Source organism: Novosphingopyxis sp. YJ-S2-01, from assembly GCF_016093175.1.
Taxonomy (GTDB): Bacteria; Pseudomonadota; Alphaproteobacteria; order Sphingomonadales; family Sphingomonadaceae; genus Novosphingopyxis; species Novosphingopyxis iocasae.
Window position 1 is genome coordinate 2,159,736 of record NZ_JAEDAI010000001.1, and the last position, 26,799, is coordinate 2,186,534.

General features: G+C 62.0%; 30 protein-coding genes, 2 tRNA genes and 1 other RNA gene. 15 read left to right on the forward strand and 18 right to left on the reverse strand.

Annotated features, from left to right (window positions below):
• Nucleotides 1–60: 60 nt before the first annotated feature.
• The 11 genes from I6A82_RS10505 to tkt form a co-directional block, all read right to left on the reverse strand.
• Nucleotides 61–894 carry an inositol monophosphatase family protein gene (locus I6A82_RS10505; RefSeq protein WP_198094828.1) on the reverse strand — a complete coding sequence of 278 codons (834 nt, stop codon included), beginning with the start codon at nt 892–894 and terminating at the stop codon, nt 61–63.
• A complete protein-coding gene (locus I6A82_RS10510) occupies nt 894–1,280 on the reverse strand; it encodes a hypothetical protein (protein WP_198094829.1) in 387 nt (128 codons plus the stop codon). Before I6A82_RS10510 ends, I6A82_RS10505 begins: the two co-directional genes overlap by 1 nt.
• Before the next feature lie 2 nt (nt 1,281–1,282).
• Nucleotides 1,283–1,846, reverse strand: a complete 564-nt coding sequence (efp, locus tag I6A82_RS10515) for an elongation factor P (protein ID WP_187336266.1) — start codon at nt 1,844–1,846, stop codon at nt 1,283–1,285.
• Nucleotides 1,847–2,003: 157 nt separating this feature from the next.
• Entirely contained in the window at nt 2,004–2,687 is a 684-nt protein-coding gene (locus I6A82_RS10520; RefSeq protein ID WP_232343413.1) for a M23 family metallopeptidase, read from the reverse strand.
• Nucleotides 2,688–2,702: 15 nt separating this feature from the next.
• A complete protein-coding gene (locus tag I6A82_RS10525) occupies nt 2,703–3,971 on the reverse strand; it encodes a L,D-transpeptidase family protein (protein ID WP_232343414.1) in 1,269 nt (422 codons plus the stop codon).
• A gap of 56 nt (nt 3,972–4,027) precedes the next feature.
• Nucleotides 4,028–4,651 (reverse strand): thiamine phosphate synthase, encoded by a 624-nt coding sequence (thiE, locus tag I6A82_RS10530; RefSeq protein ID WP_198094830.1) that lies wholly within the window; start codon nt 4,649–4,651, stop codon nt 4,028–4,030.
• Nucleotides 4,652–4,662: 11 nt separating this feature from the next.
• Entirely contained in the window at nt 4,663–5,580 is a 918-nt protein-coding gene (locus tag I6A82_RS10535) for a class I fructose-bisphosphate aldolase (RefSeq protein WP_187336269.1), read from the reverse strand.
• Between the two features lie 75 nt (nt 5,581–5,655).
• Complete coding sequence (locus I6A82_RS10540; RefSeq protein WP_198094831.1) at nt 5,656–6,180, reverse strand: GNAT family N-acetyltransferase; 525 nt, start codon at nt 6,178–6,180, stop codon at nt 5,656–5,658.
• On the reverse strand, nt 6,173–7,372 hold the full coding sequence (locus I6A82_RS10545; RefSeq protein ID WP_198094832.1) for a phosphoglycerate kinase: 1,200 nt from the start codon (nt 7,370–7,372) through the stop codon (nt 6,173–6,175). The genes I6A82_RS10540 and I6A82_RS10545 overlap by 8 nt, the downstream gene beginning before the upstream one ends.
• 115 nt (nt 7,373–7,487) lie before the next feature.
• Nucleotides 7,488–8,495 (reverse strand): type I glyceraldehyde-3-phosphate dehydrogenase, encoded by a 1,008-nt coding sequence (gene gap, locus I6A82_RS10550; RefSeq protein ID WP_198094833.1) that lies wholly within the window; start codon nt 8,493–8,495, stop codon nt 7,488–7,490.
• A gap of 76 nt (nt 8,496–8,571) precedes the next feature.
• Nucleotides 8,572–10,551 (reverse strand): transketolase, encoded by a 1,980-nt coding sequence (gene tkt / locus I6A82_RS10555; RefSeq protein WP_198094834.1) that lies wholly within the window; start codon nt 10,549–10,551, stop codon nt 8,572–8,574.
• A gap of 206 nt (nt 10,552–10,757) precedes the next feature.
• Between tkt and I6A82_RS10560 the strand changes: the two genes are divergently transcribed.
• The 5 genes from I6A82_RS10560 (at nt 10,758) to I6A82_RS10580 (ending at nt 12,289) form a co-directional block, all read left to right on the forward strand.
• Nucleotides 10,758–10,958, forward strand: a complete 201-nt coding sequence (locus tag I6A82_RS10560; protein ID WP_198094835.1) for a hypothetical protein — start codon at nt 10,758–10,760, stop codon at nt 10,956–10,958.
• Nucleotides 10,958–11,281 (forward strand): cell division protein ZapA, encoded by a 324-nt coding sequence (gene zapA / locus I6A82_RS10565; RefSeq protein WP_198094836.1) that lies wholly within the window; start codon nt 10,958–10,960, stop codon nt 11,279–11,281. The genes I6A82_RS10560 and zapA overlap by 1 nt, the downstream gene beginning before the upstream one ends.
• 11 nt (nt 11,282–11,292) lie before the next feature.
• Nucleotides 11,293–11,450, forward strand: a non-coding RNA gene (gene ssrS / locus I6A82_RS10570) — 6S RNA.
• 31 nt (nt 11,451–11,481) lie between these two features.
• A complete protein-coding gene (locus I6A82_RS10575; RefSeq protein ID WP_198094837.1) occupies nt 11,482–12,042 on the forward strand; it encodes a 5-formyltetrahydrofolate cyclo-ligase in 561 nt (186 codons plus the stop codon).
• Between the two features lies 1 nt (nt 12,043).
• Entirely contained in the window at nt 12,044–12,289 is a 246-nt protein-coding gene (locus I6A82_RS10580) for a DUF2842 domain-containing protein (protein WP_198094838.1), read from the forward strand.
• 69 nt (nt 12,290–12,358) lie between these two features.
• On the opposite strand, the gene I6A82_RS10585 is transcribed toward I6A82_RS10580, so the two are convergent.
• Nucleotides 12,359–12,435: transfer RNA gene (locus I6A82_RS10585), tRNA-Asp, on the reverse strand.
• Nucleotides 12,436–12,653: 218 nt separating this feature from the next.
• On the opposite strand from I6A82_RS10585, the gene I6A82_RS10590 reads away from it, so the two are divergent.
• The gene (locus I6A82_RS10590) at nt 12,654–13,142 is read left to right on the forward strand and encodes a hypothetical protein (protein WP_198094839.1); all 489 of its coding nucleotides are present in this window, start codon (nt 12,654–12,656) and stop codon (nt 13,140–13,142) included.
• A 4-nt stretch (nt 13,143–13,146) separates the two neighbouring features.
• Here the strand turns inward: I6A82_RS10590 and I6A82_RS10595 are convergent, their stop codons facing one another.
• The 5 genes from I6A82_RS10595 to I6A82_RS10615 all read right to left on the reverse strand — a co-directional run bounded on the left by I6A82_RS10595 (nt 13,147) and on the right by I6A82_RS10615 (nt 18,314).
• Nucleotides 13,147–13,515 carry a hypothetical protein gene (locus I6A82_RS10595; protein ID WP_198094840.1) on the reverse strand — a complete coding sequence of 123 codons (369 nt, stop codon included), beginning with the start codon at nt 13,513–13,515 and terminating at the stop codon, nt 13,147–13,149.
• A gap of 49 nt (nt 13,516–13,564) precedes the next feature.
• Nucleotides 13,565–14,956 carry a dihydrolipoamide acetyltransferase family protein gene (locus tag I6A82_RS10600; RefSeq protein ID WP_198094841.1) on the reverse strand — a complete coding sequence of 464 codons (1,392 nt, stop codon included), beginning with the start codon at nt 14,954–14,956 and terminating at the stop codon, nt 13,565–13,567.
• 4 nt (nt 14,957–14,960) lie between these two features.
• Nucleotides 14,961–15,965 carry an alpha-ketoacid dehydrogenase subunit beta gene (locus tag I6A82_RS10605; RefSeq protein WP_198095592.1) on the reverse strand — a complete coding sequence of 335 codons (1,005 nt, stop codon included), beginning with the start codon at nt 15,963–15,965 and terminating at the stop codon, nt 14,961–14,963.
• A gap of 8 nt (nt 15,966–15,973) precedes the next feature.
• Entirely contained in the window at nt 15,974–17,266 is a 1,293-nt protein-coding gene (locus tag I6A82_RS10610) for a 3-methyl-2-oxobutanoate dehydrogenase (2-methylpropanoyl-transferring) subunit alpha (protein ID WP_187336280.1), read from the reverse strand.
• Nucleotides 17,267–17,387: 121 nt separating this feature from the next.
• Nucleotides 17,388–18,314, reverse strand: a complete 927-nt coding sequence (locus I6A82_RS10615) for a thymidylate synthase (protein WP_198094842.1) — start codon at nt 18,312–18,314, stop codon at nt 17,388–17,390.
• A gap of 132 nt (nt 18,315–18,446) precedes the next feature.
• Between I6A82_RS10615 and I6A82_RS10620 the strand changes: the two genes are divergently transcribed.
• The 9 genes from I6A82_RS10620 (at nt 18,447) to I6A82_RS10660 (ending at nt 25,212) form a co-directional block, all read left to right on the forward strand.
• Nucleotides 18,447–18,523, forward strand: a tRNA-Pro gene (locus I6A82_RS10620).
• Nucleotides 18,524–18,632: 109 nt separating this feature from the next.
• Nucleotides 18,633–20,696, forward strand: coding sequence for a hypothetical protein (locus tag I6A82_RS10625; protein ID WP_198094843.1), 2,064 nt, complete (start codon nt 18,633–18,635; stop codon nt 20,694–20,696).
• A gap of 97 nt (nt 20,697–20,793) precedes the next feature.
• Nucleotides 20,794–21,141 carry a hypothetical protein gene (locus I6A82_RS10630; protein ID WP_198094844.1) on the forward strand — a complete coding sequence of 116 codons (348 nt, stop codon included), beginning with the start codon at nt 20,794–20,796 and terminating at the stop codon, nt 21,139–21,141.
• Nucleotides 21,142–21,173: 32 nt separating this feature from the next.
• Nucleotides 21,174–21,482 carry a hypothetical protein gene (locus I6A82_RS10635; protein ID WP_198094845.1) on the forward strand — a complete coding sequence of 103 codons (309 nt, stop codon included), beginning with the start codon at nt 21,174–21,176 and terminating at the stop codon, nt 21,480–21,482.
• Nucleotides 21,483–21,986: 504 nt separating this feature from the next.
• Nucleotides 21,987–22,265, forward strand: coding sequence for a hypothetical protein (locus tag I6A82_RS10640; RefSeq protein ID WP_198094846.1), 279 nt, complete (start codon nt 21,987–21,989; stop codon nt 22,263–22,265).
• A 244-nt stretch (nt 22,266–22,509) separates the two neighbouring features.
• On the forward strand, nt 22,510–23,289 hold the full coding sequence (locus tag I6A82_RS10645) for a Crp/Fnr family transcriptional regulator (protein WP_198094847.1): 780 nt from the start codon (nt 22,510–22,512) through the stop codon (nt 23,287–23,289).
• A gap of 180 nt (nt 23,290–23,469) precedes the next feature.
• On the forward strand, nt 23,470–23,991 hold the full coding sequence (locus I6A82_RS10650; RefSeq protein ID WP_198094848.1) for a hypothetical protein: 522 nt from the start codon (nt 23,470–23,472) through the stop codon (nt 23,989–23,991).
• 42 nt (nt 23,992–24,033) lie between these two features.
• Complete coding sequence (locus I6A82_RS10655; protein WP_198094849.1) at nt 24,034–24,726, forward strand: YsnF/AvaK domain-containing protein; 693 nt, start codon at nt 24,034–24,036, stop codon at nt 24,724–24,726.
• An 84-nt stretch (nt 24,727–24,810) separates the two neighbouring features.
• Nucleotides 24,811–25,212, forward strand: a complete 402-nt coding sequence (locus tag I6A82_RS10660) for a YsnF/AvaK domain-containing protein (protein WP_198094850.1) — start codon at nt 24,811–24,813, stop codon at nt 25,210–25,212.
• Between the two features lie 473 nt (nt 25,213–25,685).
• On the opposite strand, the gene I6A82_RS10665 is transcribed toward I6A82_RS10660, so the two are convergent.
• Nucleotides 25,686–26,798, reverse strand: coding sequence for a YeiH family protein (locus tag I6A82_RS10665; protein ID WP_332310963.1), 1,113 nt, complete (start codon nt 26,796–26,798; stop codon nt 25,686–25,688).
• Nucleotide 26,799: the final 1 nt, after the last annotated feature.

A 26,799-nucleotide genomic window follows, 5' to 3' on the forward strand; every position in this document is an offset into this window, starting at 1 on the left:
GGGTGCGGGGGCGGAAAACATCGTGACGAAATCGCAACCAGTCGGGCGGGAATGGGCGGCTCAGGCCGCCTCGCGCTTTTCCTTGAGCGCCTGCGCCAGGAGCTTATGCAGCTTGCTGTGCAAGGCGTCATTGGCGGCAAGTACCTGGGCATCGGCGATAGCCGGGCTGCGCCCGCGCCAATCGGTCACGAAACCGCCCGCCTCGCGGACCATCAGGCAGCCCGCAGCAGTATCCCAAGGCGAAAGGCCGCTTTCCCAGAAACCGTCATAACGTCCAGCAGCCAGCCAAGCGAGATCGAGCGAGGCAGCACCGAAGCGGCGGATACCGGCCACCTGCGGGCCGATCTTGCCGAAAATCGCTTCCCACTCCGCCATGTCGCCATGGCCCTGGAACGGAACGCCGGTGGCTATCAGGGATTCGGAAAGATCACGGCGCGCCGATACGCGCAGCCGGCGATCGTGCAGCCACGCGCCGCGGCTGCGTTCGGCCCAGAAGCTCTCGTCTGTCAGCGGCTGATAAATCAGGCAGGCGAACACCTCGCCCCAGCCGCCGTCCGGCTTGGCTTCCTGCGCCGCAATGGAAATTGCGAAATGCGGGATCGAGTGGAGGAAATTGGACGTGCCGTCGAGCGGATCGATCACGAAGCGCGGTTCGCCCGCCTCGCCCTCGATCGTTCCGCCCTCTTCCAGTTCGAAACCCCAGCCCGGCCGCGCCTTGGTAAGCTCATCATAGAGCGTGCGTTCGGACTTCTGATCCGCTTTGGACACGAAGTCCGAAGGTCCCTTCTTGGAGACCTGCAGATGCTCGACTTCGGAAAAGTCGCGCCGAAGACGCGTGCCGGCCTTGCGGGCGGCACGCTCCATTACCGTAACGAGGCCGGACTTGGCTGGCATCAGCGGCTCTGCGGAGCCGGCGTGGCGGGGGCCGCCGCGCTATCGTCTGCCGTCTTAGCCTTACGCGCGCCGCAAACCACCGCAGCCACGTTGAACACGTTCTCCGGCTTGGTCGCATCGATCTGCGGATTGGCCGCGAGCACCTTACCGGTCTGCTCGGCGATCGCCTTGATCGAATTGTCGTACATGCAGCCGAACAGCGCGTTCTTTTCCTGCTCGGTGATCTGGTCGGAACGCACGGCCTGGCTGAACGAACCGAAGATGATGCCGCCGCGATCGATATCGGCCTGCTCGCTCGCGCTCGGCGCAGCTGGAGCAGCGTCCTGCGCGAAAGCGGGGACGGCGACGGCCAGCGTGGCGGCGGCGAAAAGGATGGTCTTGCGCATAGTTACTCTGCCTTCTTCACATATTCCTTGGCGTACACATCGACAATGATGCGCGTGCCCGCCGCGATATGCGGCGGCACCATCACGCGCACGCCATTGTCGAGCACGGCCGGCTTGTAGCTGGAGGAAGCTGTCTGTCCCTTGACTACGGCATCGGCCTCGACGATTTCCGCTTCCACCTGATCGGGCAGCTGCACCGAAATCGGCCGCTCCTCATACAGTTCCAGCGTTACGTCCATCCCGTCCGTCAGGAACGGGGCTTCGTCGCCGAGCATGTCAGCGTCGAGATTGATCTGTTCGTAGGTGTCCTTGTCCATGAACACCAGATGCCCGCCATCTGCGTAGAGATACTGGAATTCCTTGGTATCGAGGCGCACCTTTTCCACCGTATCGGCGGAGCGGAAACGTACGTTCGTCTTCCGCCCATCAATCAGGTTCTTCATTTCCACCTGCATATAGGCGCCGCCCTTGCCGGGCTGGGTGTGCTGGATCTTGGCGACCTTCCAGAGGCCTTTTTCATATTCCAGGATATTGCCGGGACGGATGTCGACGCCGCTGATCTTCATGGGGAAGCGCTACCTTGACTGGCGGTGGAAAGAGCGGGACGGGCAAGCCCATCCGCGAGATGGCGCGCTTTAACGATCAAGGCGCACAAGGGCAATGCCTGTAGCGTTCTGCCCATCCCCCCTTTCCTGTCATCATCCTCCGCAGTGGTGCACCGCCTCAGCGGGAGAGGAGCGGATAGGGATTGATCGGTGTGCCCTCACTCCAGTTCGCTTCCGGCGTGGTATTGAGCACCGAGAAATGGAGATGCGGCGCGGCGGGATCGGCATTGCCGGAAGAGCCTACGGTCCCGAGAGGCTCACCTGCACGGACCTGCTGCCCCTCTTTCAGCCCGTTCCGATAGGCGTCGAGATGGGCATAGTAATAGATCGTTCGCTCGTCGGGAGAGCGGACATAGATCGTATTGCCGCCAAGATCGCTCCAGAACAGCTTCTCGACCGTGCCAGGTGCGGCGGCAAAGACAGGCGTGCCGGTATCCGCCATGATGTCGATCGCCTCATGGGTCCGCGTGCCGCCACCGCGATCATCGGTATAGCTATCCACGAGGTCCGATTTGCGCACCCCGGCCACCGGGATGAACAGCTTGCCCTGATCGGGCGAACCGTTTTGCGGGCTCATGGCGACACGCTTGCCGCGCGGCTGCGTTCCCCGCGGCTCGGCCACCGGATCGATTTGGGTGCCCTCTCCCCCCTGCCCCGCCACCGGCCCGCCACCGGCCAGTTCGGCAGGCGACGGAGCTGTGGGCAGGCGGTCGCCAAACAGATAGAATAGCACCAGCCAGACGGCCGAGGTGATCACGACGGCCTGCGCGACCAGTCTGACGTCCCTCCAGCGGCTCTTCATCGTCAGCGCCGCTCCTCAGGCTTGGAAATGCGCTTCGGTGCCGCTGTGCACCATTTGCGCGAGACGCGCTGCATCCCAGTTCGTCAGGCGGATGCAGCCATGGCTCTGCGCGCGGCCGATGGTCTGCGGCTCAGGCGTGCCATGAATGCCGTAATGCTCCTTGCTCAGATCGATCCAGACCACGCCCACCGGGCCATTGGGGCCGGGCGGCAGCTGCAGCTTGGGATTGCTGTCGTTCGCATCCCAGAACAGCTCCGGATTGTAAGAAAAAGGCGGATTGTGCGCGACGCCAAGAACCTTCCAGTCGCCCAGCGGCAGTGGATCATGGCTCGATCCCATGGTTGCGGTAAACTGCGCCACCAGCTTCCCATTGCCGTCGAACGCTTTCAACGTGCCGTCGGACTTGTCCACCACGACCTTGTCGACCTTCGGTTGCTCGCTGCCAACGCCCAGGCTCTGCAGCGTCTGCTGCCAGCCCCGATCATCGATCGAGCCCGGCGCGATGCTGTCACCGCCCACATTCGGCACCACCAATTTCTGGTTAGCGGAGAAATTACGGTTCCCGCCATTAAGCGCAGCCAGCGTGTCTGGCGTGGTATGGAAGCGCTCCCCCAATTTCTCGATCAAATCATTATAGCCCAGGCGCTTCATTTTCGATTGCGCTTCGGGCGAATCGGGCACCTTCGTAAAGCTCATGTCAGCGATGTCCGCCGGCAGCGTCACCGTGCGTGTGGCGGCAATGTTGCGATAGGGGGCAAGCTTGCGCCGCGTGGCTTCATCCAGCTCACCCGTTACCTGAAGATCGTTCGCTTCCTGATATCCGGAAATTGCGTTTTTGGTGGACATGCCCATCTTGCCGTCGACAACGCCGGGCGTGAAGCCAAGCCGATCGAGCACGACCTGCGCCTGCATCATCGGAAACTCGTTCGCGATTTTTTCGGCGGAAAGGCTCATCGTACCGCTGCCCTTGGCGGTGGGAGTTTGCTGCGCCTGCGGAGTGGCCCCGCTCATCGACGTTGCCGATGCCATCTGGAGGCCGCGCTCCCCACCGTTCGATGCCATGGCGTCACCCGCGGGCGTGCCGGGCGCCGGGAACATGGCATTACCGTCATTCGCAAGCGGTTGGGGGTCGTTAGACGCCATGCTGTCGGCCAAGTTCCGGTCCGGTGCTGGCGCTGCCTGCGCGCTTTCGGGAGACTCGGCCCGCTGCTCCTGAGAGCCACTGTCGGCGAAATTACAGCCCATCAGGGCCAAAGTGGCGACTGCCGTGAACGCTACTCGCATGTCGTATCCTCGCAATTGTGTCGGAGGCAAAACGACTTCAGATGCGATTGGCTCCCCTAGCGCGTGTGCAAGAGCTTCCCGAATTCACTCACCGCTGCACCCGGCCCGTCGGGATGGCCCCAAACCGCGCCGCTGACGGCCAGAAAATCCGCGCCTGCCTCGATCAGCGGCGCGGCGTTTTGCGCGGTAATCCCCCCGATCGCGACGCATGGGATTTCCATGATCGCGGACCACCAGCGCAAGACCTCCGGCTCGGCGCGGTGCGATGCTTCCTTGGTTGCACTTCCGAAAAAGGCACCGAAGGCGACATAATCCGCGCCCTTTTCGCCGGCTTCCATCGCGAGATGGCGGCTGTTGTGGCAGGTGACGCCGATCTGTGCGTCCGCGCCCAGCTCCGCCCGGGCCTCCCGCGGATCACCGTCGGTCTGCCCCAGATGCACGCCGTCGGCTTTCAACCGCTTGGCCATCGCGATGTCATCGTTCACGATGAAGGCAACATCGCGCGCACGGCAGAGATCAAGCAGCGGCTGGGCAAGGGCGGCCAGCTCATGGCTCGCCTTGTGCTTCACGCGCAGCTGAAACGCCGCAACGGGACCGCCATCCAGCGCCGCCGCCAGCCGATCGGGAAAATCGCCACCCACATCGAGCGGGCTGATCAGATAGAGCTGGCAGGCGGTCATGGCGTAAAGACTCAGCCTTCCTCGTTCTTGTAGATCGCGATCAACTTACCGAGCATGTCCAGTGCGTCTTCGCGGCTGCGCTGGAAGCTGTTGCGGCCGATGATCGAACCGTTACCACCGCCGTCGCGAATGTCACGGGCGTCCTGATAGACCTGGTCCGCACCCTTCTTGGCCCCGCCGGAGAAGACAACAATGCGGCGGCCGTTGAAGCAGCTTTTCACGACATGCTCGACACGGTCCGACTGGGCGGAGAAATCCATGCCCTCATAAGCGGACTTGGCATCTTCCTGCTCGATATGATCGCTCGGCAGCTTCACCTTGATGATGTGCGCGCCCGCCAGAGCGGCCATGTGGGCGGCATAGGCGCCGACGTCGAGCGCAAGCTCGCCCGACTTGGGCAAATTGCCGCCGCGCGGATAGGACCAGATCACGGTGGGGATGCCGACCGCCGCCGCTTCGGCGCGCAGCTCCCGAATTTCCTCGACCATTTCAAAGAAATCGTCGGAACCGGGATAGATGGTGAAGCCGATGGCGGCGCAGCCCAGACGCAGCGCATCGTCCACGCTTGCGGTTACGGCGCTGTCGCGCGCGGACGCCCAGCTATTGGCGTTGTTGCACTTCAGGATCGTAGGAATCTGGCCGGCAAAGGTATCCGCGCCCGCTTCCAGCGCGCCCAGCGGCGCGGCATAGGCATTCAGGCCTGCATCGATCGCCAGTTGATAGTGATAATGGGGATCATAGCCCTCCGCGTTGGGCGCGAAGCTGCGCGCGGGACCATGTTCGAAACCCTGATCGACCGGCAGAATGATCATTTTGCCCGTACCGCCGAGCTTGCCTTGCATCAGGATGCGATAGAGATTGGCCTTCACGCCGGGACTGTCGGACTCGTAACAATCCAGGATCTTTTTCACTTCCGGCGTGATCGACATAAATACCCCTATTTGATGGCAGAATGCATACGAATGCGCGGGCCATAGGCAAGCCGCCGCACGATGGCAATTGCGCTAAGTTTGATCCGATGCGACCGCTGATAATAAGGTGAGATCGGCCCAGCGGATACGTTCGTGCGGGACGTCGTGGCCGAGAAGCGGTTTGTTCTCGAAGCCGGCCGATTCGCCGCCGAGTGCGCCATAGAGCTTCCGGGCGCGATCGTTCGAGGTGACGACATGCAAATCGGCTGCGGAATGGCCCTGGGCCATCAACCGCCGTGCCGTTTCGGCCAAGAGAGCGCGGCCGACGCCGCCCGATCGCTTGCCGGAGCGGACGTGCAAATTGTCGATATAGGCACAATCGCCGCACCAGGTTGCGGCGAAACCGATCGCCTCGCCTTCCCGCTCCGCCATCAGCAGCACATCACCTTCGCTGAAGGGCTGGTCTTGCCAATGCCGCTCCATCGCGCCTTCGATTTCCCGATCGAGAAAATCGCTCGGCAGTACGTCGCGATATTGCTCCTGCCAACTGGCCGCATGGATCGCGGCGATGACGGAGCGGTCCGCGTCGGTTGCCGCGCGAATGGTGAAGTCAGGCATCAGAAAGCGCGGCGACGCCGGGCAGGTCCTTACCTTCCATCCATTCGAGGAATGCGCCGCCAGCCGTTGAGATATAGGAAAAGTCTTCGGTGACGCCGGCATGAGCCAACGCGGCAACCGTATCGCCGCCGCCTGCCACCGAGGTGAGCGAGCCGTCCTTGCTCAAAGCCGCGGCGGTCTTAGCGAGAGCCACCGTGGCCTCATCGAAGGGCGGCGTTTCGAACGCGCCGAGCGGGCCGTTCCACACCAGCGTCCTGCAGGTCTTCAGAACATCGCCCAGCGCCTCGGCCGCCGATGCCCCAAGATCCAGGATCATGTCGTCCGCTTCGACTTCGTGCACGTTGACGGTGCGCGAAGGGGCGTTCGCCTCGAACTTCTTCGCGACGACCACGTCATAAGGCAGATGCACCGTGCAGCCGGATGCATCGGCGCGTTCCATGATGTCGTTCGCGGTATCGGTCAGCTCATGCTCGCACAGCGACTTGCCGACATCGATGCCCCGCGCCGCCAGAAAAGTGTTGGCCATGCCGCCGCCGATGATGAGATGATCGACCTTGCTCACCAGATGGGTCAGAACGTCCAGCTTCGATGACACCTTGGCACCGCCCACGACGGCAGCAACCGGGTGTTCGGGATTGTCGAGCGCGCTTGCGAGCGCCTTCAGCTCCGCTTCCATCGCGCGGCCCGCATAGGCCGGGAGCAGATGGGCAAGCCCCTCGGTCGTCGCATGGGCGCGATGCGCCGCGGAAAAGGCATCGTTCACGTAGAAATCGCCGTTGGCGGCAATAGCCTTGGCGAATTCGGCGTCGTTCGCTTCCTCACCGGGATAGAAGCGGCTGTTCTCCAGAATGGCCACTTCGCCATTGCGCATGATGCCGATCGACTGCGCAACGATATCGCCCGCAATTTCCGTCACGAACATGATTTCCCGCCCGAGCACTTCCTCGACTTCGCCGACGACCATGGAAAGCGACTGGGTCGAACTTTTCTGGCCCTTGGGGCGGCCAAAATGCGCGAGGAGCAGCACCTTCGCACCTTTTTCGCAGAGCGTTTCGACGGTCGGTAGGAAGGCGCGGATACGCGTATCGTCGGTAACGTCTCCGTCGCGCATCGGCACGTTCAGGTCGACGCGAACCAACGCCACCTTTCCGGTGACGTCACCGAGATCGTCGAGCGTTTTGAACTGGGTCATCTCATATTCTCCGTTCGTCCTGAGCCTGTCGAAGGGTCGTCTTGTAGCTGTAGACGCCGAAAGATAAAAAGCAGGCCTCGACAAGCTCAGCCCGAACGGATGATGGCGCTTTAGCCTAGAGGAGCTTCGCCATGACGCCCGCGGTGTCGAGCATGCGGTTGGAGAAGCCCCATTCATTGTCGTACCAGCTGACCACGCGGGCCAACTTGCCTTCGAGCACGGCGGTTTCCAGGCTGTCGACCGTGGAACTGGCCGGCTGATGGTTGAAATCGCTGCTCACCAGCGGCTGGTCGGTGAAGGCGAGCACGCCCTTCATGGCGCCTTCCGAAGCTTCCTTCAGCGCGGCGTTGAGCTCTTCCGCCGTGGTGTCGCGGCCCGGCGTGAACACCAGATCGATCAGCGAAACGTTCGGGGTCGGCACACGCACCGAGCTGCCGTCCAGCTTGCCGTTCAGTTCGGGCAGGACGAGGCCGACCGCGCGGGCGGCACCCGTGGTGGTCGGGATCATGTTCTGCGCCCCGCCGCGGGCACGGCGCATGTCGCTGTGCATCTGATCGAGCATGCGCTGATCATTGGTGTAGCTGTGGATCGTGGTCATGAAACCACGCTCGATGCCGACGGTGTCGTTCAGCACCTTGGCCACCGGCGCCAGGCAGTTGGTGGTGCAGCTGGCGTTGGAGACGATCACGTCGTCCGCGGTCAGGCTGTCCTGGTTCACACCGAACACGATGGTCTTGCTGACATTTTTGGCAGGCGCAGAAATGAGCACGCGCTTGGCACCGGCGTCGAGATGCGGACGGGCTGCCCCGTCGCTCTGGAAGAAACCGGTGCATTCCAGCACGATGTCGATGCCCATGTCCTTGTGCGGCAACTTGCCGGGGTCACGCTCGGACGTCACGGCGATCTTGTGGCCGTTGACGGTGATCGAGTCGTCGCTGGCGGTCACGTCGCCAGGAAAGCGGCCGTGGGTGGAATCATATTGGAAGAGCAGCGCGTTCGCCTTGGCGTCGGCAAGGTCGTTGATCGCCACCAGCTCCAGATTTGTGTCCTGCCGTTCCAGCATGGCGCGCGCCACGAGGCGGCCGATGCGTCCGAAACCGTTGATCGCTACTTTGACCGTCATAGGGATTTGCTCCTGTGTGTTTCGGCGCAGCAGCGCCATATTTTTGGCTCAGCGATTGAGCGCTCGGGTTTTTAGCTCAGCGATTAAGCGCTTCGAGAATTTTCGGCGCGATGGCATCGGCGGTCAGGCCGAATTTTTCAAACAGATCCTCCGCCGGGGCCGAGGCGCCGAAGCGGTCGAGCCCGAAATTCAGGCCGTTCGCCATCGTGTAACGCTCCCAACCGAAGGTCGTGCCCGCCTCGATCGAAACGCGCAGAATATGCGAAGGATCGACGTTTGGAAGGATATCCGCGCGATAGTCGGCGTCCTGCGCATCGAACAGCTCTGTGCAAGGCATCGAAACCACGTCCGCACCCACGCCCTCGCGCTCCAGCTTCTCAGCGACTTCAAGCGCGAGCGAGACTTCGGAACCCGTGGCAAGTAGGATAACCTTGCGGTCCGCTTCGGCGGCCTTCAGCCGGTAGGCGCCACGCGCGCAGCCTTGCTCGGTCGCATCGGTGGCGATGGCGGGCAGGTTCTGGCGGCTCAGCGCCATCAGCGACGGCCCCTCCGCATTTTGCAATGCGAGCTGCCAACACCAGGCGGTTTCGGCGGCGTCCGCCGGGCGGAAGACGTGCAGGTTCGGGATCGTACGCAGGCTCTGCAGCTGCTCCACAGGCTGATGCGTGGGCCCGTCTTCGCCCAAACCGATGCTGTCATGTGTCATCACATGCACGACGCGCGCCTGCTGCAGCGCGCCGAGGCGGATGGCCGGACGGCTGTAATCGGAAAAGATCAGGAAGGTGCCGCCATAAGGAATGACGCCGCCGTGCAGCGCCATGCCGTTCATGGCCGCAGCCATGCCGAATTCGCGGATGCCGTAATAGACGTAGCGGCTGCCGTAACTATCGGCCGTAAGCGGTTCGATATCCGGTGTTTTCGTGTTGTTCGATCCGGTGAGATCCGCGCTGCCGCCGATCGTTTCGGGCAGCATGCGATTGACCGCTTCCAGCGCCCATTCGGATGCCTTGCGCGTCGCCACCTTCTTTGGATCGCTCATCAAATTGCCGACATGCTCGGCCACCGAGAAGTCCTGCGGCAGTTCGCCGGACATACGGCGCTGAAACTCGGCCTTGTCGGAATGGTTGGCAAGGCGCTCTTTCCAGCGGCCGTGCTCTTCCGCGCCGCGTTTGCCAATGTCTTCCCACGCCGATTTGATCTCAGCCGGAATGACGAACGGATCATGGCTCCAGTCCAGTTCCTTGCGCGCCGCGGCGATCTCGTCCGGGCCCAGCGGCGAGCCGTGCGTTGCCGCCGTCCCTTGCTTGTTCGGCGCGCCGAAACCGATGGTGGTGCGGCAGGCGATCAGGCTGGGTCGCGGATCGTCCTTCGCTTCGGATAGCGCGCGGCGGATATCGTCATGATCGTGCCCGTCGCAGGACACGACATGCCAACCGCTGGCCCGATAGCGCGCCGGAATGTCCTCGCTGGTCGAAAGCTCGGTCGAGCCGTCGATCGTGATTCGGTTGTCGTCCCACAGAACGTTGAGATGACCGAGCTTCCAGTGCCCCGCCAGGCCCACCGCCTCATGGTTCACGCCTTCCATCAGGCAGCCGTCACCCGCGATCACCCAGGTACGATGATTCACCAGCCCATCGCCGTAGATCGCATTCAGATGACGCTCGGCAAGCGCGAAGCCCACCGACATGGCAAAGCCCTGCCCCAGCGGCCCGGTGGTGCATTCCACGCCGTCGAGAAGGAAGTTCTCCGGATGGCCGGCGCAAGGGCTGCCGAGCTGGCGGAAATTGCGGATATCCTCGATCGTCGGCTTGGCGTAGCCGCTGAGGTGCAGCAGCGAATAGATCAGCATCGATCCATGGCCGGCCGAAAGGATGAACCGGTCCCGGTCCGCCCAGTGCGGATCGGCCGCGTCGAACTTCAGGAAATCCTTGAACAGGACGGTCGCAGCGTCTGCCATGCCCATCGGCATGCCGGGGTGGCCGCTATTGGCCGCCTGCACCGCGTCCATCGATAACGCCCGGATGGCATTTGCCAGTTCGCGTTCAGAAACGGCCATCGGGTTCTCCGCATTAGGATCGAGTGAATGCCGCCCCGTGGCGGCGAGTCGATTGATGCGGCTTCCTTTGGGAACTGGAGCGGGCAGCGTCAACCCGCCCCTCTCCCCGCGCGACCCCAACTCCGCTCACTCCCGTCCTCCCCGCCACCGCCGGACTCGCCCGCCATCCTGTTGACAGGCGGAGCGGCTCCGTAGCAGATGACGCCATGACCGAAGAAAGCGCCGAAACACGCATCATCATGGCCATCGGCCGGATCGAACGGGCGCTAGCACGCGTCGAAACCGCGACGGCCGCGCGCCCGGCAGCGTCGCAGCCTTCCGACCTTGCGCGCAAACATGAGGCGCTGCGCGCGGAGACGCGGCAGGCCATCGGTCAGATCGATGATCTTCTGAAAGGTTTGGGCTGATGGCACAGGTATCTCTGGCGATCGGCGGGCGCGATTATGTGGTGAGCTGCGCCGATGGCGAGGAAAAGCGACTCGAATCGCTGGGAGTGCTCATCGACGAAAGTCTGCGCGAAGGAGCCGATCCCGGCGCGCTGAGCGAAACGCGCGCCTTGCTGTATGCCGCATTGTTTCTGGCGGACAAGCTGAAGGACATTGGCGAAGCACCTGCGCCCGAAGCACCGACCGCTGAAGGCGACGAACGGTCGGCTAAAGCGCTCGAGAATCTCGCCGAGCGGGTGGAAGCGTTCGCGACGCGCCTTGAGAAAGAATCGGCGAGCTCCTAAATCCAGAACTGGCGGGACTGCCCGGCACGAGCTCGAGCAAATATCCCTGAGGCGATACAACATCCTAGGGAGCCGTCCCTGGCGGGGTCCTGGCCCTGCACATATGGCGCCCACCTGACGTTACTGGCGTCAGAGGATATTTCAGCAAACGACCCATGGTGGTTCCGCCAACCGCCGCGCCATGGCAGGACATGCCTCCCATGACCGACAAACCCAGCCTACGCCGACATTTTCGCGAGAAGCGCCGCGCCTATTGCGATGCGATGCGCCTGGCTGACCGTGCGCGGGCATTTTCCGTTCCGCCCAGCGTCATGACGCCACTTCTGAGCGATCAGCCGGTGGTGGCCGGTTATTGTGCCATTGGCGGGGAAGCGGATCCTGTGCGCCTGCTTGAGGCAGCACGGGCACGCAATTGCCCGATCGCCCTGCCCTGGTTCGCCGATCGCGAGGCACCGATGCTGTTTCGCCAATGGAAAGGCGGGGAACCGCTGCATGAGGCACCTTTCGGGGGCGGACAACCTGCCGCCGATTCGCCCGAGCTGACGCCGTCCGTGCTGATTCTCCCGCTTGTCGCCTTCGACCGCAGCGGGACGCGGCTTGGCCAGGGCGGCGGGCATTATGATCGGGCTCTCGAAGGCTTGCCGGACGCCGTCACCATTGGCCTCGCCTGGTCTGCGCAGGAGGCCGCAGAGTTGCCGCGCGAGCCCTGGGACATCCCCCTCACCCATATCCTCACCGAACGCGAATGGATCACCCCCTGATATGCGCAGCGACCCCAACCGCCCCCTGAGCCCCGAAGAGCAGCCCAGCTGGCGCAAGCCGGTGGGCGTCCTCGGCCTGCTCGTCTTCATCGGCCTGTGGGCCGCGCTCGTGCTCTCTCAGGTGGACCATATCGGCAGGCTGCCCTGGTGGGCGCAGCTTCCTGTCTATCTCGTGCTGGGGCTTGTCTGGATCCTGCCCCTCGGCCCGCTTCTGCGCTGGATGGAAACGGGGCGGTGGCGCGGCTGAGGCGAAACGCCCCTCGCCGACGGCAGACACAAAAAAGGCCCGGAAAACCGGGCCTTTATGTACCACGAATGGCGCGAGTGACGGGACTTGAACCCGCGACCTCCGGCGTGACAGGCCGGCGCTCTAACCAACTGAGCTACACCCGCTTGATCGTGGAGCAGCGCCACTAGGCGGGCTGCGCGAAACTGTCAACGCAAAGAGAGCAGAAAAATTGCGATCGCGCGCATTTTTACGAAAATCCGCCGTTTTTTTAGCCTGCCCGCTTGGCGCGCCTCGCTGCGATCTCGCAGACCGGGGCGCGATCGGTCCTCGGCCAACATGGTTTACCGAATCTTGACGCCTCGGCGCGTAGAGCCGCGCGGCTATGACGAACATCTTTCGCAGCCGCGTGAGCGGCGACATCGCCGGCTTCCTTCTCCGTCTCGCCATCCTCGGCGCCGTAGCACTCGTTCCCGCCACGGCCCGCGCCAACAGCCCGCAACCCGTCGCCAGCACGGTCTATGTCGAGCGACAGGCCCAGGAAGGCGATGGCAGCCGCAGGGTTCGGCTGGAGCCGGCGAGCCAAGTGCGCAGCGGCGACAGCCTGCTCTTTCGTGTAGATTATCGTAACGGCACCGCTAGCGGACAGAAGATGCTCACCAGCGCCGTTCCCGACAGCGTGGCGTTCATCGGGGGGGGCGACCTCGTTTCGGTCGATGGCGGACGCAATTGGGGGTGCCTCGACGATCTGACGGTCCCGACGGCAAATGGCGCCACGCGCCGCGCCGTGCCGGACGACGTCACCCATGTGCGCTGGGTGTTGACCGCACGCGCAAACACACCCGGCCTGCTCTTCCGTGGCCGGGTGCGTTGATCGATCAGAATAGCTCTAATTTCGGCCGTGCGGTGCGCACCATGACGGTGCCGTCTGCAAATTCGACGCGTCCATCTGCTTCCATCGAAGCAATGCGGCGCTCCAGATCGGGTGCCATCGCCAAGCAGCGATAGGCAGCCCGTTCGGGCGTCGGTGAACAGTAAACGAGTGTCCTTTTGCCTGGATTCTTGGGATCGCGGCTCCAGTGATTGCAGCCATCGCTTCCTGCGAGGGCCGCTGGCCCGCGCACCACTACATTGTAGTTTCCGCCACGAACGTCGCGCCCTGCAATCGAGACGAAACGCCACGTCCCCTCGCCGCGAGATGCGAAGGGATCATCGATTTGCGGCGTCAACAGCAGGATAGCGGGCACGCCAACGAGCCCGACAAGAACTGCCAGACCCGTTCGCGTTCCCAGCGGATCAGTCCGCGAACAGCAGGACCGGGGTCTCGACCAGTTTCTTGAGCGCCTGAACGAAGCTCGCCGCATCCCAGCCATCGACCACGCGGTGATCGCAGCTGATCGACAGGTTCATCAGCTTGCGCGCTTCCAGCTCTCCATCCACGATCACCGGACGCTCAACGATCTTGTTCGGGCCGATGATCGCCACTTCGGGCTTGTTGATCACCGGCGTCGTAGCAATGCCGCCGAGCGGCCCGAGCGAAGTAAGAGTCAGCGTCGCGCCCTGAAGCTCGTCCGCCTTGATACTGCCATCGCGCGCGGCATTAGCCAGGCGGTCGATCTCGCTCGCCAGCTGCCAGACATTACGATCCTGCGCATTGCGGATCACAGGCACCGTCAGGCCCTTGTCGGTCTGCGCGGCCATGCCGAGATGGATCGCGCCGTGACGGGTCACCACGCCTTCCTCGTCATCGTAGCGAGCGTTGATCATCGGGAAGTCCGGAATGGTCTTCGCGATCGCTACGATCAACAGCGGCAAGACGGTCAGCTTCGGCTTGCTGCCGCGAGTCGCGTTCAGCTCGGCCCGGACATGCTCCAGCTCGGTAACGTCGAGCTCTTCGACATAGGTGAAGTGCGGGATCGAGCGCTTGGAGGCGGCCATGTTCTGCGCGATCTTGCGGCGCATGCCGATAACCTTGATGGTCTCGTTCTCGCGCTTGGCGGAGGCGCCGGCGGGACGATAGCCCTGCCCCGAACCATAATTCAGATAGGCGTCGAGATCGCCGTGGCGGATATGTTCGCCCTGATGCTTCACATCGGCCAGATCGACGCCGAGCTCTTCGGCGCGCTTGCGCACGGCGGGAGAGGCGAGAACCTTCTTCTCGTCACCGTCGGTTCCGCGCGAAGTCTTAGCACCCTCGCCCTCCTTGGGCTCGGCTTCGGATTCGGAGGCCACGCCGTCTTCCTTGGCAGGAATGCTCGCGCCGTCCTTCGGCGAAACTTCAGTGCGCGGCGTATCGACCTGGTTGTCCTGCACACCGGGATCTTCGGCGGCGACAGTCTTCTCGTCCATGCCGGGGCCAGCGTCCGCCGCTTCGGCCACGCCTTCCTTGTCCGCGGGCTGATCGTCGGTCCGCTCGGCCGTGCCGTGGCCGTCATCCTCGACTTCGCCCTCGGTCTCGATCACCACCAGCATGGAGCCGATCGGGATGGTGTCGCCCGCCTCTCCGGCAACCTCCACGATCTTGCCGGCCACCGGCGCTTCCATCTCGACCGTCGCCTTGTCGGTCATCATGTCGGCGATCTGCTGGTCTTCCTCGACCATGTCGCCCACGGAGACGTGCCATTCGACGATTTCGGCCTCGGCAATGCCTTCACCGATATCGGGCAGGTTGAACGTATAGCGTCCCATCAATTCAGTCCTTCATGATCCGGTCGAGCGCGTTGCCGATACGGACCGGCCCCGGGAAATAGCCCCATTCCAGCGAGTGCGGATAGGGCGTGTCGAAGCCCGTCACGCGCTCGATCGGCGCTTCGAGATGATAGAAGCAGCGCTCCTGAACGAGCGCGCTGAGTTCGGCGCCGAACCCGGCGGTCCGCGTGGCCTCGTGCACAATCATGCAGCGGCCGGTCTTCTTCACCGACGCCTCGATCGTGTCGATATCCACCGGTACGATCGAGCGCAGGTCGATCACTTCAGCATCGATGCCATGCTCTTCCACCACGCCCAGCGCCACATGCACCATCGTGCCATAAGCCAGGATGGTGAGATCGGAGCCTTTGCGTACCACCTTCGCGGTGCCGAGCGGAATGCGATAATGATCCTCCGGCACCTCGGACGCGGGATGCTTGGACCAGGGCTTTACGGGCCGATCATAATAGCCGTCGAACGGGCCGTTATAGATGCGCTTCGGCTCGAAAAAGACGACAGGATCATTGTCCTCGATCGCTGCGATCAGCAGACCCTTGGCGTCATAGGGAGTGGACGGGATCACCGTTTTCAGGCCGGAGACATGCGCAAAAATGGCTTCGGGCGACTGGCTGTGCGTCTGCCCGCCGAAAATGCCGCCGCCGAAAGGCGAGCGAATCGTCATCGAACTGGTGAACTCACCCGCCGAGCGATAGCGCATGCGCGCCGCCTCGCTGATGATCTGGTCGAGCCCCGGATAGATGTAATCCGCGAACTGGATCTCGGGTACGGGCCGCATGCCGTAAGCGGCCATGCCTACGGCAACGCCGATGATGCCGCATTCGGAAATCGGCGTATCGAAGCAGCGCGTCTTCCCGTGCTTTTCCTGCAGACCCGCGGTGGCACGGAACACGCCGCCGAAATAGCCCACATCCTCGCCCATGATGACGACGTCGGGATCGGCGGTCATCGCGCAATCTAGCGCGCTGTTGATCGCCTGGATCATGTTCATCTTGGGCATCAGTCGTTCCCCCGCGGCAGGCCCTTGGGGAATTTCTCCTTACGCTCCGATATCGCCATTTCGGCCTGTTCCTTCAGATGCCAGGGCATTTCCTCGAACACGTCCTCGAACATGGTGCGGAACGGCTGGTGCATGCCGTGGCCGAGCACGCCGAGCTTTTCGGCTTCCTTGCCGGTCGCGCGCACGCTTTCGGCGAGTTCCTTGTCCTGCTCGGCGTGGCGTTCCTCGTCCCAGATGCCCTTCTTGATGCAATGCTGCTTCAGCCGGTTGATCGGATCGCCAAGCGGCCATTCCTCACGTTCCTGTGCGCTGCGATAGCCGGACGGATCGTCCGACGTGCTGTGCGCTTCGGACCGGTAGGTAAAATGCTCGATGATGGTGGGCCCGGCGTTCAGCCGCGCGCGGTTCGCCGCCCATTGCGTCGCGGCATAAACGGCGAGGGGATCATTGCCGTCGACGCGAAGCCCGGCAATTCCGTAGCCGACCGCGCGGGCCGCAAAGGTGGTGCGCTCTCCTCCGGCGAAACCAGAGAAGCTAGAGATAGCCCACTGATTGTTCACGATATTCAGAATTACGGGCGCGTTATAGACTGCAGCGAATGTTGCCGCCGAATGAAAATCGCCCTCGGCCGTCGATCCCTCGCCCGTCCAGGCGGCAGCGATGCGGGTGTCGCCCTTGGCGGCGCTCGCCATCGCCCAGCCCACGGCCTGCGGATATTGCGTGGCGAGATTGCCAGAGATGGTGAAGAAGCCGTCGTCTTTCGAACAATACATGATGGGCAGCTGACGGCCCTTCAGCTTGTCCCCGCTGTTCGAGAAGATCTGGTTCATCATCTCGATCATCGGATAGCCACGCGCAAACAGAATGCCCTGTTGGCGATAACTGGGAAAACACATGTCTTCCCGGTCGAGCGCAAAAGCGGCGGCAACCGACGTCGCCTCTTCGCCGGTGCACTTCATATAGAAACTGGTCTTGCCCTGCCGCTGCGCACGGAACATGCGCTCGTCGAAAGCGCGGGTGAGCGCCATGGTCCGCAGGATCTGAAGAAGCTGCTCATCGCTTAGCCGCGGGTCCCAGGGGCCAACCGCGTCGTGATCATCGTCAAGGACGCGAACCAGACCATAAGCCAGATCACGCATCCCATCGGGCGCGCCGGCTTCATCGGGGCGCGGCGTGGCGCCAGCGGCGGGAATCTCCAGCTCGCTAAAATCGGCTTTGTCGCCGGGACGGAATTTGGGTTCGGGAACGTGCAGCTTGAGCGGCGGCAGATTGGATTTGTCCGGCGGTGCCATCGTATCGAAGCTCTCTCCTCGGCGGCCGATCGGACTCGGCTGCTCCAATTGCAATATTGCTGTGCCCTATAATTTTATTGCCGCGAGTGCAAGATACCGAGCGGGCAGCCGCAGCACCCGCTCAGACAGCGACGGGCGCGCGGATATGTTCCTGCGGAGCGTAATCGCGCACCTCAAAATCCTCGATCCGATAACCGTAGATGCTGGCCGGTGTGCGGGCGATGTGCAGCGTCGGTGCACCCGATGGCTTTCGCGAAAGCTGCTCTTCCACCAGATCGCGATGGTTCAGATAGAGATGCACGTCCCCCCCGTTCCACACGATCTCACCGGGTGTCAGGCCGGTCTGCTGCGCCAGCATCCGCGTAAACAGCGCCAGCGAAAAAATGTTGAACGCAAAGCCAAGCCCCAGATCGCAGCTGCGCTGATAAAGAAGCCCCGACAGCTTCCCGTCGGCAACATAGAATTGATAGGTTTTGTGGCAGGGCGGCAGTGCCATCTGCCCGAGTTCGGCGACATTCCAGCCCTCGACGATATGACGGCGCGATCCGGGGTTGTTCTTCAAGCTGTCGACGATCTCGGCCACCTGATCATGCCCGCGCGCGCGGCGGCGATACAGCCCCTCGCCTGCTTCCTCATAGATCGGCCAGTCGGTCCACTGCTTACCGTAAACCGGGCCGAGATTGCCCCATTGTGCGGCGAATTCGGCATCCTCCACGATGCGCGCCTCAAACGCCTCCTGCGTTATCGCATCGCCCGTTTCGCGGCGATAGCGATCGAGCGGCCAGTCGGTCCAGATACGCACCTTCTGCTCCAGCAGCGGGCGGATATTGGTCTCGCCGGTTAGGAACCACAGAAATTCGCGCGCCGCGGTTTTCCAGTAGACGCGCTTGGTGGTGAGCAGCGGCACCGCATCGCTTTCCAGCGAAAACCGCATGGAAGCGCCGAATACCGCCCGGGTGCCGACGCCGGTGCGATCCACCCGCTCGTCCCCCGTCGTCCAGATGCGGCGCATCAGGTCCAGATATTGCTGTTCATAGTGCTCGGCCATGGCGCGCGAAGCTAGGGACAAGAGCCGGTCCGCTCAAGCAGCCAATCGTAATCGCGCTTTATGGTTGCAGCGTCCCGACACCGCCCCTATAGGGCACGCCTGCCTCGCGCCGGAGCCCGTCTCCGGCTCGGTCGGGGAGTAGCTCAGCCTGGTAGAGCACTGTCTTCGGGAGGCAGGGGCCGGAGGTTCGAATCCTCTCTCCCCGACCATTTTAGCGCGCTAAGCCGCAGATTTCCGCCTTTTAGCATTGGTTTCCGCCCCGTGTTGGTAATACGACCAACACACATAGCGGGAGCACATGCGGGAAGGCCGTTATCGATGAGCCGCATACCGTTCACCATCCGCATCGACGGGCGCTATTCGTTCCGCCGCCGGATTCATTTCCGAAATATTATCTCCAAGCCGCTAGCCTTGGCGTTGCAGACTGCCGATCCGGGCGCCGCGCGTGAGCGCGTGGCAATCCTCTCGGCGCGTTTCGTGATTGTAAGGGCGGAAGTGAAGACGATGCTGGAAGGCCAGCGCAACCTGACCGGCATTGAGATAGAAGCCATCTTTCGGCGAGAGCTTGAGCAGCAACTCGGATCTTGGCTAACGGCCGCTTACGAGAACGCTCCTTGGTCGTCCTCGGTCACGGAGGAAGCAGCACGCCACGGCGAAGCCTACAGGCAGCTTCGCCTACCTGACCCACGTTACGACATGGATCCCTTCGAGCGTCAAAAGCTCGACGCTGCAAGATTGCACGCAAAGAAAAGCACCCCGGCCTGGACGTGGCCCTTGGTCGATCAGCTACGTGACGAATTGTCCGATGAATACGTCAGCGCTGCCTTGGAAGCGATTGGAGCTACGCCCAGCGAATCTAACATCGCTGCCGCACGGACGCACATGATACGTGCCGGCGCCTCCGCCTGCGCGCGGGCGCAACGCGTATTTGACGAAGACGTCTTTGAAGCAGCTGATCCCATGCGAACGATGACCGCCGATCTGGGCGAGCTTTCTCCCGAGGTGAAAGCTCTTCTCTGCCGGGCCAACGCTGCGATAGCTCTGGCCGCAACGCCAGACCTACCCTCGCCATCACCATCGCCAACTACGGAATGCCCGTTCACAATCTACGATAGCCGCCGCTTCAGCGAAATCATCGAAGATACTCTCGCCACGCTGAAGCGAAAGAAGGTGTGGAAAGGGGACCTGAAACAGCAGCGGATGATCCTAGAATGCTTCGCCTGGATGACCGGCGACCGTGAACTTGGCTCTTACGATCATCGCGACGTAGAGACATATGTGCAGAGATTGCTACTCATCCCGGCAAGGGGTTTCAGGTTTGGGACGCTGAAGAAGGGCAACATGTCGCGACCCTTCGAAGAGGTTCAGGAGGAACTGCCGAAGTTGACCCCTGAGCTCGAGCGCAGCCTCAAAACGGTGAACCGCGATCTGAGCACAATGAGCACGGTAGCCAAGCACCTGGAGCGCTCGGCGTGGAAACCCAGAATTCCGGGTGCCGTTGTAATGAACTTCGCCGCAGCGACTATGGCTATCCCGCAGGAGGACACCAGTGACCTGCGGCCCCCTTGGGAGAAGGAACAGCTCGAATGCCTGTTCCGATCACCGCTCTATTGCGGCGGAGGCCCAGGAAAGAAGCGGCTAAAAACAGACAGTCTAAGCCCCCAAGTGTGGCACGATGCTGCTTATTGGGCGCCCCTGATATGGTATTACACCCACGCCTGCCGGGAGGAGGTTTGCGGCTTGGAGATCGCGGACGTGTTAGTCGATCATCCAGTCCCTCACATCCATATCAGGGACAACCTCACTCGAGGCAGGGACGGAGAAAAGGGCGGTGAGAAGAGGTTGGCACGTCGCCGCAAGATACCTCTCCACCCCGAACTCATTCGCCTCGGATTCCTAGACTACGTCGAAGCCATCCGCAGAGAAGGCCATGTCGCCCTCTTTCCTGAACTCTACCTCTTCGAGACTAAACGAGGCGGTGCCCAGTTTTACGATCGCGCATGGCGGTTCATGGTCCAGTGGATCTTCGATAGCATGGAGGTCAAAGTAAACAACAAGGGCAAAGGGCCTGATATCCACTCCATCCGGGCGCTAGGCTCTTCTTTCTATGAGGTGGATGGAGTCAACGAGATCATGCGAGCTGACATCATGGGACATGCCCGTTCCGGGACGAACGCCAAGCACTATTCGAAGCGCATCAAGACTGAGGGCCTCGACGTCGTGCTTCGCGAGCGGATGGAGTTTCTGAATCGATACGTGCCGGTAATTACCAACCACCTCGATCCCAGACCTATCCGGCTTCTTCCAATTGAGGCGCGCTCCCGCGTTGGTTCAGGTCGCCATCGGCGTCTCCGTTCTGATTCGGGCATCCTCAGAAAGTGATATTTAGTGCGTTCTGAGCGCGTCGTTTACGGTTAGCGCCGATTACCCCGCGTTTGACCCTTGCGGCCAATGTGCCTTTCTCAATGGGAGCTGGATCATGAACGACAAAAATTGGCACGAGTTGCCAAACACTGCCGACTTTTTCCGACTCGACCCCGCAGGCATGAAAGCATGGACAAGAGACCGCGAAAAAGGTTCTTCGGTCCTTTTAAGTCTTAGCGATCATGAAAGAATAGCATTGATTGCTTCTATTATCGACACGTGGCTTGAAGATGGCGATTTAAATAGAGCAATGGCAGGTGGCGCACTACGCCACCCTTGGGATAGCGAACCTTACGTCGGCGGCATCAGAATTGGTTCATTCATAGGCAGCTCCGTCTCATCACTTGAGGATGCCACGTTTTTCACGTTGGAAGAATTCATCGAAAATGGGGCGCACACTTGATGTCGTCAACGGAAGAGCGGGAGTTCAACACTATGAATTTCCCGCTGACCGTCTATCGTGGAGGAACGGGCGTAATTGACAAGGTCGCATCAGGCGTCAGTTGGACACTCAATCGTGAGGTCGCATCATTCTATGCACATGAGTGGCCACGACGCTGGGGCATCACAGCGGAACCAGTGATTTTGTCTGGCAGGGTCGATGAGAGTGAAGCGTTCGCCTTTCTTAATGGCCGGGGTGAAGCCGAGATATTGATCCCCTACCCCTCCGATCTCACTGCCCTGAAAATTTACCCATCTATCTCCGAAGCGCAGCTTGCTGAAAGGCATGATCGAGGCAGTTAAGCGCCCCAATCCCAGTCATTCGGCGACCTCGTCGGCAATCGCGAAAGCGGACGTTAATATGGTGCCAACTGAAAGAATGAGTTGTCGGACGATCCGAAAAGGCGGCTCATAATTTACGATTGTCTATAAGCTTCTGACCGGGAGAGCAGCGTTGGCGTCGGCTTCGTCGTTCAACCAGTAGCGCTTCATCGCGCGGCCCCGCCCGAAGCGCAGATCGCGCGGCGTGATGGTCAGGTCCGTGGGGTGGCGGGGCTCGGCATGGTCGGTCACTCCGTGGATACTGACAGAAATGTCAGCAATGCCGCTCCGCCTGTCGATTCGCCGTGTAAGACGGGGGCTTCATCCCGCCCATTCCTTCACGCAGCAACCTGTATGGGAAGGAGCCGATCGCAACGCGCGCCCGGCAACAAATGTTAAGGACTGCATGGCGACATTGCCAAACGCCCTTCGCTCGTGGATAATTAAGGCATTGTGATCGTCACAGCTAATCGAACAGGATATGATATGAAGAAAATGATTTTGGCCGCTGCGCTTCCCGCCCTGTTCACTCTCGCAGCCTGCGACAGCCCGGGTGAAGAAGTCGCCGAAGAGCAGGCCGACGTGACCGAGGCCCAGGGCGAAGTGATGGACGCGCAGGCCGGTGTTGCCGAAGCGCAGAGCGATCTGGCCGAAGAGAAGGCCGACCTTGCCACCGATCAGGTTGGCGCCGCGCAAATGGAGCAGAAGGCCGACATGAAGGAACAGCAGGCTGAGACGCTCGAGGATACCGCAGACGGTATCTGATGCTTTAAAGATCGAACCGGAGGGTGCTCCTAACGGGCATCCTCCATCAAAAGGCCCGCTCACTCCCTGCGGGCCTTTTTTTATGGAGCGTGGTCGATGAGCTTCGTCGGGATCGCGAACTGCGAACTTGCGGTCGATCCGAACGATCGTCGCGGCTCGGTTTTATTGCCATCGCATTCCTCCATCTTGAGATGGCCGGCGATGAAATTCATACCCCGATGGTCGAGGGTAATGGGGACGTATAATGGCCGAGATCATTCTAGCAGGAGAGCGGCGGCTTACGAACACGTTCGTCGAACGGCTGAGCCGTTGCGCTAGCTTGTCGGAGCGGGACGTGGCGGCGCTCGAGGGGATTTGCGCCAACACCCGCCGCTATCCCGCACAGCAGGACCTGATCCGCGAAGGGGATCCGCCGGGGCCGCTCTACGTCTTTCTCGAAGGGTGGGGCTGCCGCTACAAGATGCTGCCCGAGGGCGGGCGGCAGGTTCTGGCCGTAATGATGCCGGGCGACTTTTGCGACATGCACACCGGTCTGCTGAACGAGATGGATCACAGCATTGCCGCGGTGACCTTCTCGCAGGTGGCGATCATCGACCGCGTGGAGATGCAGGCGCTGATCGAAAGCCACCCCGCCATCGCCAAGGCATGCTGGCTCCAGCAGCTGATCGATCTAGGCGTCGCGCGCTCCTGGATCGCGAGCCTGGGCCGCCGCGACGCCACCGAGCGCCTGGCGCATCTGATGTGCGAGCTTTTCTTCCGCGCCTGCGGCAATAGCGAGGATGGCCAGTGGCAATGCCGAATGCCGCTGAGCCAGATCCTCCTGGCCGACGCGCTCGGCCTGACGCCGGCGCATGTCAGCCGGGTCCTGCGCAAGCTCCGATCGGCCGGCGTGATGGAGCTGATCGACGATGAACTGGTGATCGCGGACGTTGACAAGCTCATGGAAATAGCCGGATTCGATCATCATTACCTGCAGAGCAAGCTCAGACAGCTTCGACCCGAATTGCATAATTCGGTCGGCTAGGCGTCCAAGCGACGGGGCGGCGCGTATCGATGATAGGGCCGGGATCCGCGCAAGATTCGGCCAGCACCAGCCCATAATTAAATTTAATCGGTCGTGGAACCGGCAAGTCGATCCAGATCAACTGGTCGCGCTCCCAAAGACATTAACCTCCGATGACGATTACAAATTGGAGAATGTTATATGGCCGAAATACCAATCGAGAAGAAATCGGGTTTTCCGTGGTGGGGATGGCTTCTGGCTCTGCTGCTCCTGGCGTTGATCGCCTGGTTCATAATCGGCATGTTCGACAATGACGACAACGTCATTGCCGATCAGACCGTTGCCACCGAGCAGATGGCCGATCCCGTAGCCGACACCAGCACCGGCCCGATCACCACGATGGCGGCACTGCTCGGAACCGGCGGCCTCGTCGCGATGAACGGTCGCGAAGTCGCGCTGCAGGACGTGCCGGTCGAATCGCTGAGCGGCGACATGGCGTTCTTCGTCGGCGACAGTGCCGATAGCCGCGCGCTGGTCGTGTTCGACCAGGTTCAGACCCCGGGCACGCCCAAGGAAGGCGCGCTCGACGTCAATCCGGGTTCGCGGGTCAACGTCACCGGCACGGTGCGCGAAGCGGGCGATCTGCCGGAAGCTGCGACCGCCGAATTCCCCGCCGGAATCGACTCGTACATCTATGCGACGAATGTCGACGTGCTGAACTGATCGCCGGGAAATCCAACCAGAACCGATTCAAAGGACAATATCATGACCAACGAAACATTTCGGCATGAAGATCAATTCGCCCATCTCGACTCGCTGTCCGACTGGAAGCTCGAGAATAGCGAGCAGGACATTCGCGGACGGCCGCTCGTCACGCCCACCAATGTGAAGATCGGCGTGATCGACGACCTGCTCGTCGAAAAGGGTGCCGAGCGGGTTAGCGCTATCAAGCTCGAAGACGATCGCATCTGCGCCGTCGAACGGCTCGAGATCGAAGCCGACCGCGTGATCTATCACCCCAAGGGCGCCGGCGTGGTCGCCGGAACCGTCGCGGGCCATCATGGCGATGCGCGCCACAAGGAAAAGCGTATCCCCGTGGTCGAGGAGAAGGTCGCGATCGGCAAGCGCATGGTCGATGGCGGCGCGATCCGCGTCACCTCGAACGTCGTAAGCGAGAAGGTCGCCAAAGATCTCAATCTTCGCGACGAGACCGTCCGGGTCGAGACGCGCGAGGTCAACCGCAAGGTTACCCCCGGCCAGGCCGACGCGATGATGAAGGACGGCACTGTCGAAATGCGCGAGCATGACGAGGAAGCCGTCGTGCAGAAGCAGGCCTTCGTCACCGACGAGGTCGTGGTTTCCAAGGATGCGGACATCCGCAAGGAACGCGTCGAGGAGAGCGCCCGCCGGACCGACATCGATGTCGAGAAGGACCGTGAGACGAACAAGCGCCGCTGACCCTTAGCAGTTGCGTAGCCTGGGAGCCGTCAACTGCCGTTGGCGGCTCCCATTTTATTGAATTTCATCGATCAGGAATCCGTGATGACCGATCATGCAAATGAAGAAACGGACGCAAAGGCGTCTGCCGATATGATCCGCATTCCCGTCGTCGAAGAACGTGTCAGCATCGGCAAGCGCGCCGTCGAAACCGGCCGTGTGCAGGTTCACAGCCGCGTCGTCGAGGACCGCACCGCGCTGAGCGAAACGATGACGAGCGAGAGCGTGTCTGTCGAACGCGTGCCGATCGGCCGCGACATCGACGAAGTGCCGCCGGTTCGCGAGGAGGACGGCGTGGTGATCGTGCCGGTGGTCGAGGAACGACTGATCGTCACGCGTCAGCTCGTTCTGCGCGAAGAGATCAGGCTGGTAAAACAGGTGAGCGAGGAAAGGGTCGAGATACCCGTCTCGCTGAAACGCACGGAAATAGAGATCGAGCGCGACTAGCGTCCCAGCCACACATCGATGAGCATTTCGCGGTTGGTCGCGGAGCTAGTTAAACGATGGCTGCATTTGGAAAGCTCAACTCGATGGCTGAACGGCCGAAATTGGGGAGCGCTGCTACGGCTTCACTCACACGAAGCGGAAATGGCGGGTTCCGGCGAAAGTAGTCGTTCATGCGCAGGTCGGGGAGCGACAGTGATGGTCTCCAATTGCTATCGCTGAGGTGTAGATTGATTGGCAGCTATCTGCCTTTCGCCGTCTGCAACCGGATAGTCTACAAACGGCCCAATTCATGCCGGTCTGAGATGCGCCGCACAATCAGTCATTTCGCCCATCGCCGCGCAGCCCTTGAACCGGTCATCGGTTCACATGCCCCATCAGCTATCATGAATGATTGAGATTAAGCGCGGTTTCGGGCATTTCTCAGCCGCGGTAGCATTGCTCGCGCATCCCGCTTCGCCGTGTCGCCGACTTTATCAAAGCCCGACGGAAAAGATCGCGGCGAGCGCGACGGCGCCGAGCGTGACGAGCGAGAGCACCACTGCGGCAGTGACCGGACCACCCGCCTTGGCGACGGTGCGCACATCGACGCCGAGGCCGAGCGCGGCCATCGAGATCACCGTCAGCAGCGTGGCGGCCGTCGCGATCGGGGCCAGCAAGGCTTCCGGGATCAGCCCGAAGGAGCGCGCGGCGGCCAGCGCGATGAAGCCGACGATGAACCACGGCACCAGCCTGTGCAGCGGCGGACGGGTAGGCTTGGCGCGGACGCCATCGCCATCGCGCGCGCCCTCGTCCTCTTCGCGCAGGCGCGGCGCCAGCATAGCGAGGACCACGCAGACCGGGCCGAGCATCAGCACCCGCACCAGCTTCACCAGCGTGCCGATCTTGATCGCGGTCGCCCCGAACGGCGCAGCGGCGGCAATTACCTGCGGCACCGCATAGACGGTGAGGCCCGACAGCGCGCCATATTGCAGATCGGTCAGTCCAATGGCGAAGCCCAGCAGCGGCAGGCCGAGCACCACCACCACGCCGAGAACGGCGGTAAACGCGATGGCGGCGGCGACATCGTCGCTATCGGCATCGATCACTGGTGCGACGGCGGCGATCGCGCTGTTGCCGCAGATCGAGTTGCCGCAGGCGACCAGCATCGCCATTCGCTTGGGCAGGCCTAGCGCGCGGCCGATGAGGAAGCTCGCCGGGATCACCAGCGTCACCACCACCACGACCGCGCCCAGCATGGCAGGGCCGACCGCCAAGATGGTGGCAGCGCTGACAGATGCGCCCAGCAGCACCACCGCTACCTCCAGCAGCGGATGCGCGCTGAAGTCTATCCCCGGCAGCCAGCGGGCATGCGGCGTCCACGCGGTGCGGATCGCAGTGCCGATCAAGATCGCCAGCACCAGTGCCTCGATCCACGCCTTGCCAAACAGATCAGCTTCGAGGCTTGAGCCGCCATAGGCAAGCGCGGTCACCATGCAACACAGGAGGAAGCCCGGTAGAACGCGGCGCGGGTGGTGCAGGGCCCCCGACTCAGCGTGGGCGAAGCTGCTGCGGGGTTTGGTGTGCACGGCGGCGGTGGCAGTCGGCACG

Coding starts and splice junctions, on each gene's coding strand:
- I6A82_RS10660 (WP_198094850.1), top strand. CDS start 24,811: ATGACCGATCATGCAAATGAAGAAACGGACGCAAAGGCGTCTGCCGAT.
- I6A82_RS10655 (WP_198094849.1), top strand. CDS start 24,034: ATGACCAACGAAACATTTCGGCATGAAGATCAATTCGCCCATCTCGAC.
- thiE (WP_198094830.1), bottom strand. CDS start 4,651: ATGACCGCCTGCCAGCTCTATCTGATCAGCCCGCTCGATGTGGGTGGC.
- tkt (WP_198094834.1), bottom strand. CDS start 10,551: ATGGCCGTTTCTGAACGCGAACTGGCAAATGCCATCCGGGCGTTATCG.
- I6A82_RS10510 (WP_198094829.1), bottom strand. CDS start 1,280: ATGCGCAAGACCATCCTTTTCGCCGCCGCCACGCTGGCCGTCGCCGTC.
- I6A82_RS10575 (WP_198094837.1), top strand. CDS start 11,482: ATGACCGACAAACCCAGCCTACGCCGACATTTTCGCGAGAAGCGCCGC.
- I6A82_RS10615 (WP_198094842.1), bottom strand. CDS start 18,314: ATGGCCGAGCACTATGAACAGCAATATCTGGACCTGATGCGCCGCATC.
- I6A82_RS10635 (WP_198094845.1), top strand. CDS start 21,174: ATGAATTTCCCGCTGACCGTCTATCGTGGAGGAACGGGCGTAATTGAC.
- gap (WP_198094833.1), bottom strand. CDS start 8,495: ATGACGGTCAAAGTAGCGATCAACGGTTTCGGACGCATCGGCCGCCTC.
- I6A82_RS10645 (WP_198094847.1), top strand. CDS start 22,510: ATGGCCGAGATCATTCTAGCAGGAGAGCGGCGGCTTACGAACACGTTC.
- I6A82_RS10520 (WP_232343413.1), bottom strand. CDS start 2,687: ATGAAGAGCCGCTGGAGGGACGTCAGACTGGTCGCGCAGGCCGTCGTG.
- I6A82_RS10590 (WP_198094839.1), top strand. CDS start 12,654: ATGACGAACATCTTTCGCAGCCGCGTGAGCGGCGACATCGCCGGCTTC.
- I6A82_RS10610 (WP_187336280.1), bottom strand. CDS start 17,266: ATGGCACCGCCGGACAAATCCAATCTGCCGCCGCTCAAGCTGCACGTT.
- zapA (WP_198094836.1), top strand. CDS start 10,958: ATGGCACAGGTATCTCTGGCGATCGGCGGGCGCGATTATGTGGTGAGC.
- I6A82_RS10505 (WP_198094828.1), bottom strand. CDS start 894: ATGCCAGCCAAGTCCGGCCTCGTTACGGTAATGGAGCGTGCCGCCCGC.
- I6A82_RS10545 (WP_198094832.1), bottom strand. CDS start 7,372: ATGACCCAGTTCAAAACGCTCGACGATCTCGGTGACGTCACCGGAAAG.
- I6A82_RS10535 (WP_187336269.1), bottom strand. CDS start 5,580: ATGTCGATCACGCCGGAAGTGAAAAAGATCCTGGATTGTTACGAGTCC.
- I6A82_RS10540 (WP_198094831.1), bottom strand. CDS start 6,180: ATGCCTGACTTCACCATTCGCGCGGCAACCGACGCGGACCGCTCCGTC.
- I6A82_RS10560 (WP_198094835.1), top strand. CDS start 10,758: ATGACCGAAGAAAGCGCCGAAACACGCATCATCATGGCCATCGGCCGG.
- I6A82_RS10650 (WP_198094848.1), top strand. CDS start 23,470: ATGGCCGAAATACCAATCGAGAAGAAATCGGGTTTTCCGTGGTGGGGA.
- I6A82_RS10600 (WP_198094841.1), bottom strand. CDS start 14,956: ATGGGACGCTATACGTTCAACCTGCCCGATATCGGTGAAGGCATTGCC.
- I6A82_RS10605 (WP_198095592.1), bottom strand. CDS start 15,965: ATGAACATGATCCAGGCGATCAACAGCGCGCTAGATTGCGCGATGACC.
- I6A82_RS10580 (WP_198094838.1), top strand. CDS start 12,044: ATGCGCAGCGACCCCAACCGCCCCCTGAGCCCCGAAGAGCAGCCCAGC.
- I6A82_RS10525 (WP_232343414.1), bottom strand. CDS start 3,971: ATGCGAGTAGCGTTCACGGCAGTCGCCACTTTGGCCCTGATGGGCTGT.
- I6A82_RS10630 (WP_198094844.1), top strand. CDS start 20,794: ATGAACGACAAAAATTGGCACGAGTTGCCAAACACTGCCGACTTTTTC.
- I6A82_RS10640 (WP_198094846.1), top strand. CDS start 21,987: ATGAAGAAAATGATTTTGGCCGCTGCGCTTCCCGCCCTGTTCACTCTC.
- efp (WP_187336266.1), bottom strand. CDS start 1,846: ATGAAGATCAGCGGCGTCGACATCCGTCCCGGCAATATCCTGGAATAT.
- I6A82_RS10625 (WP_198094843.1), top strand. CDS start 18,633: ATGAGCCGCATACCGTTCACCATCCGCATCGACGGGCGCTATTCGTTC.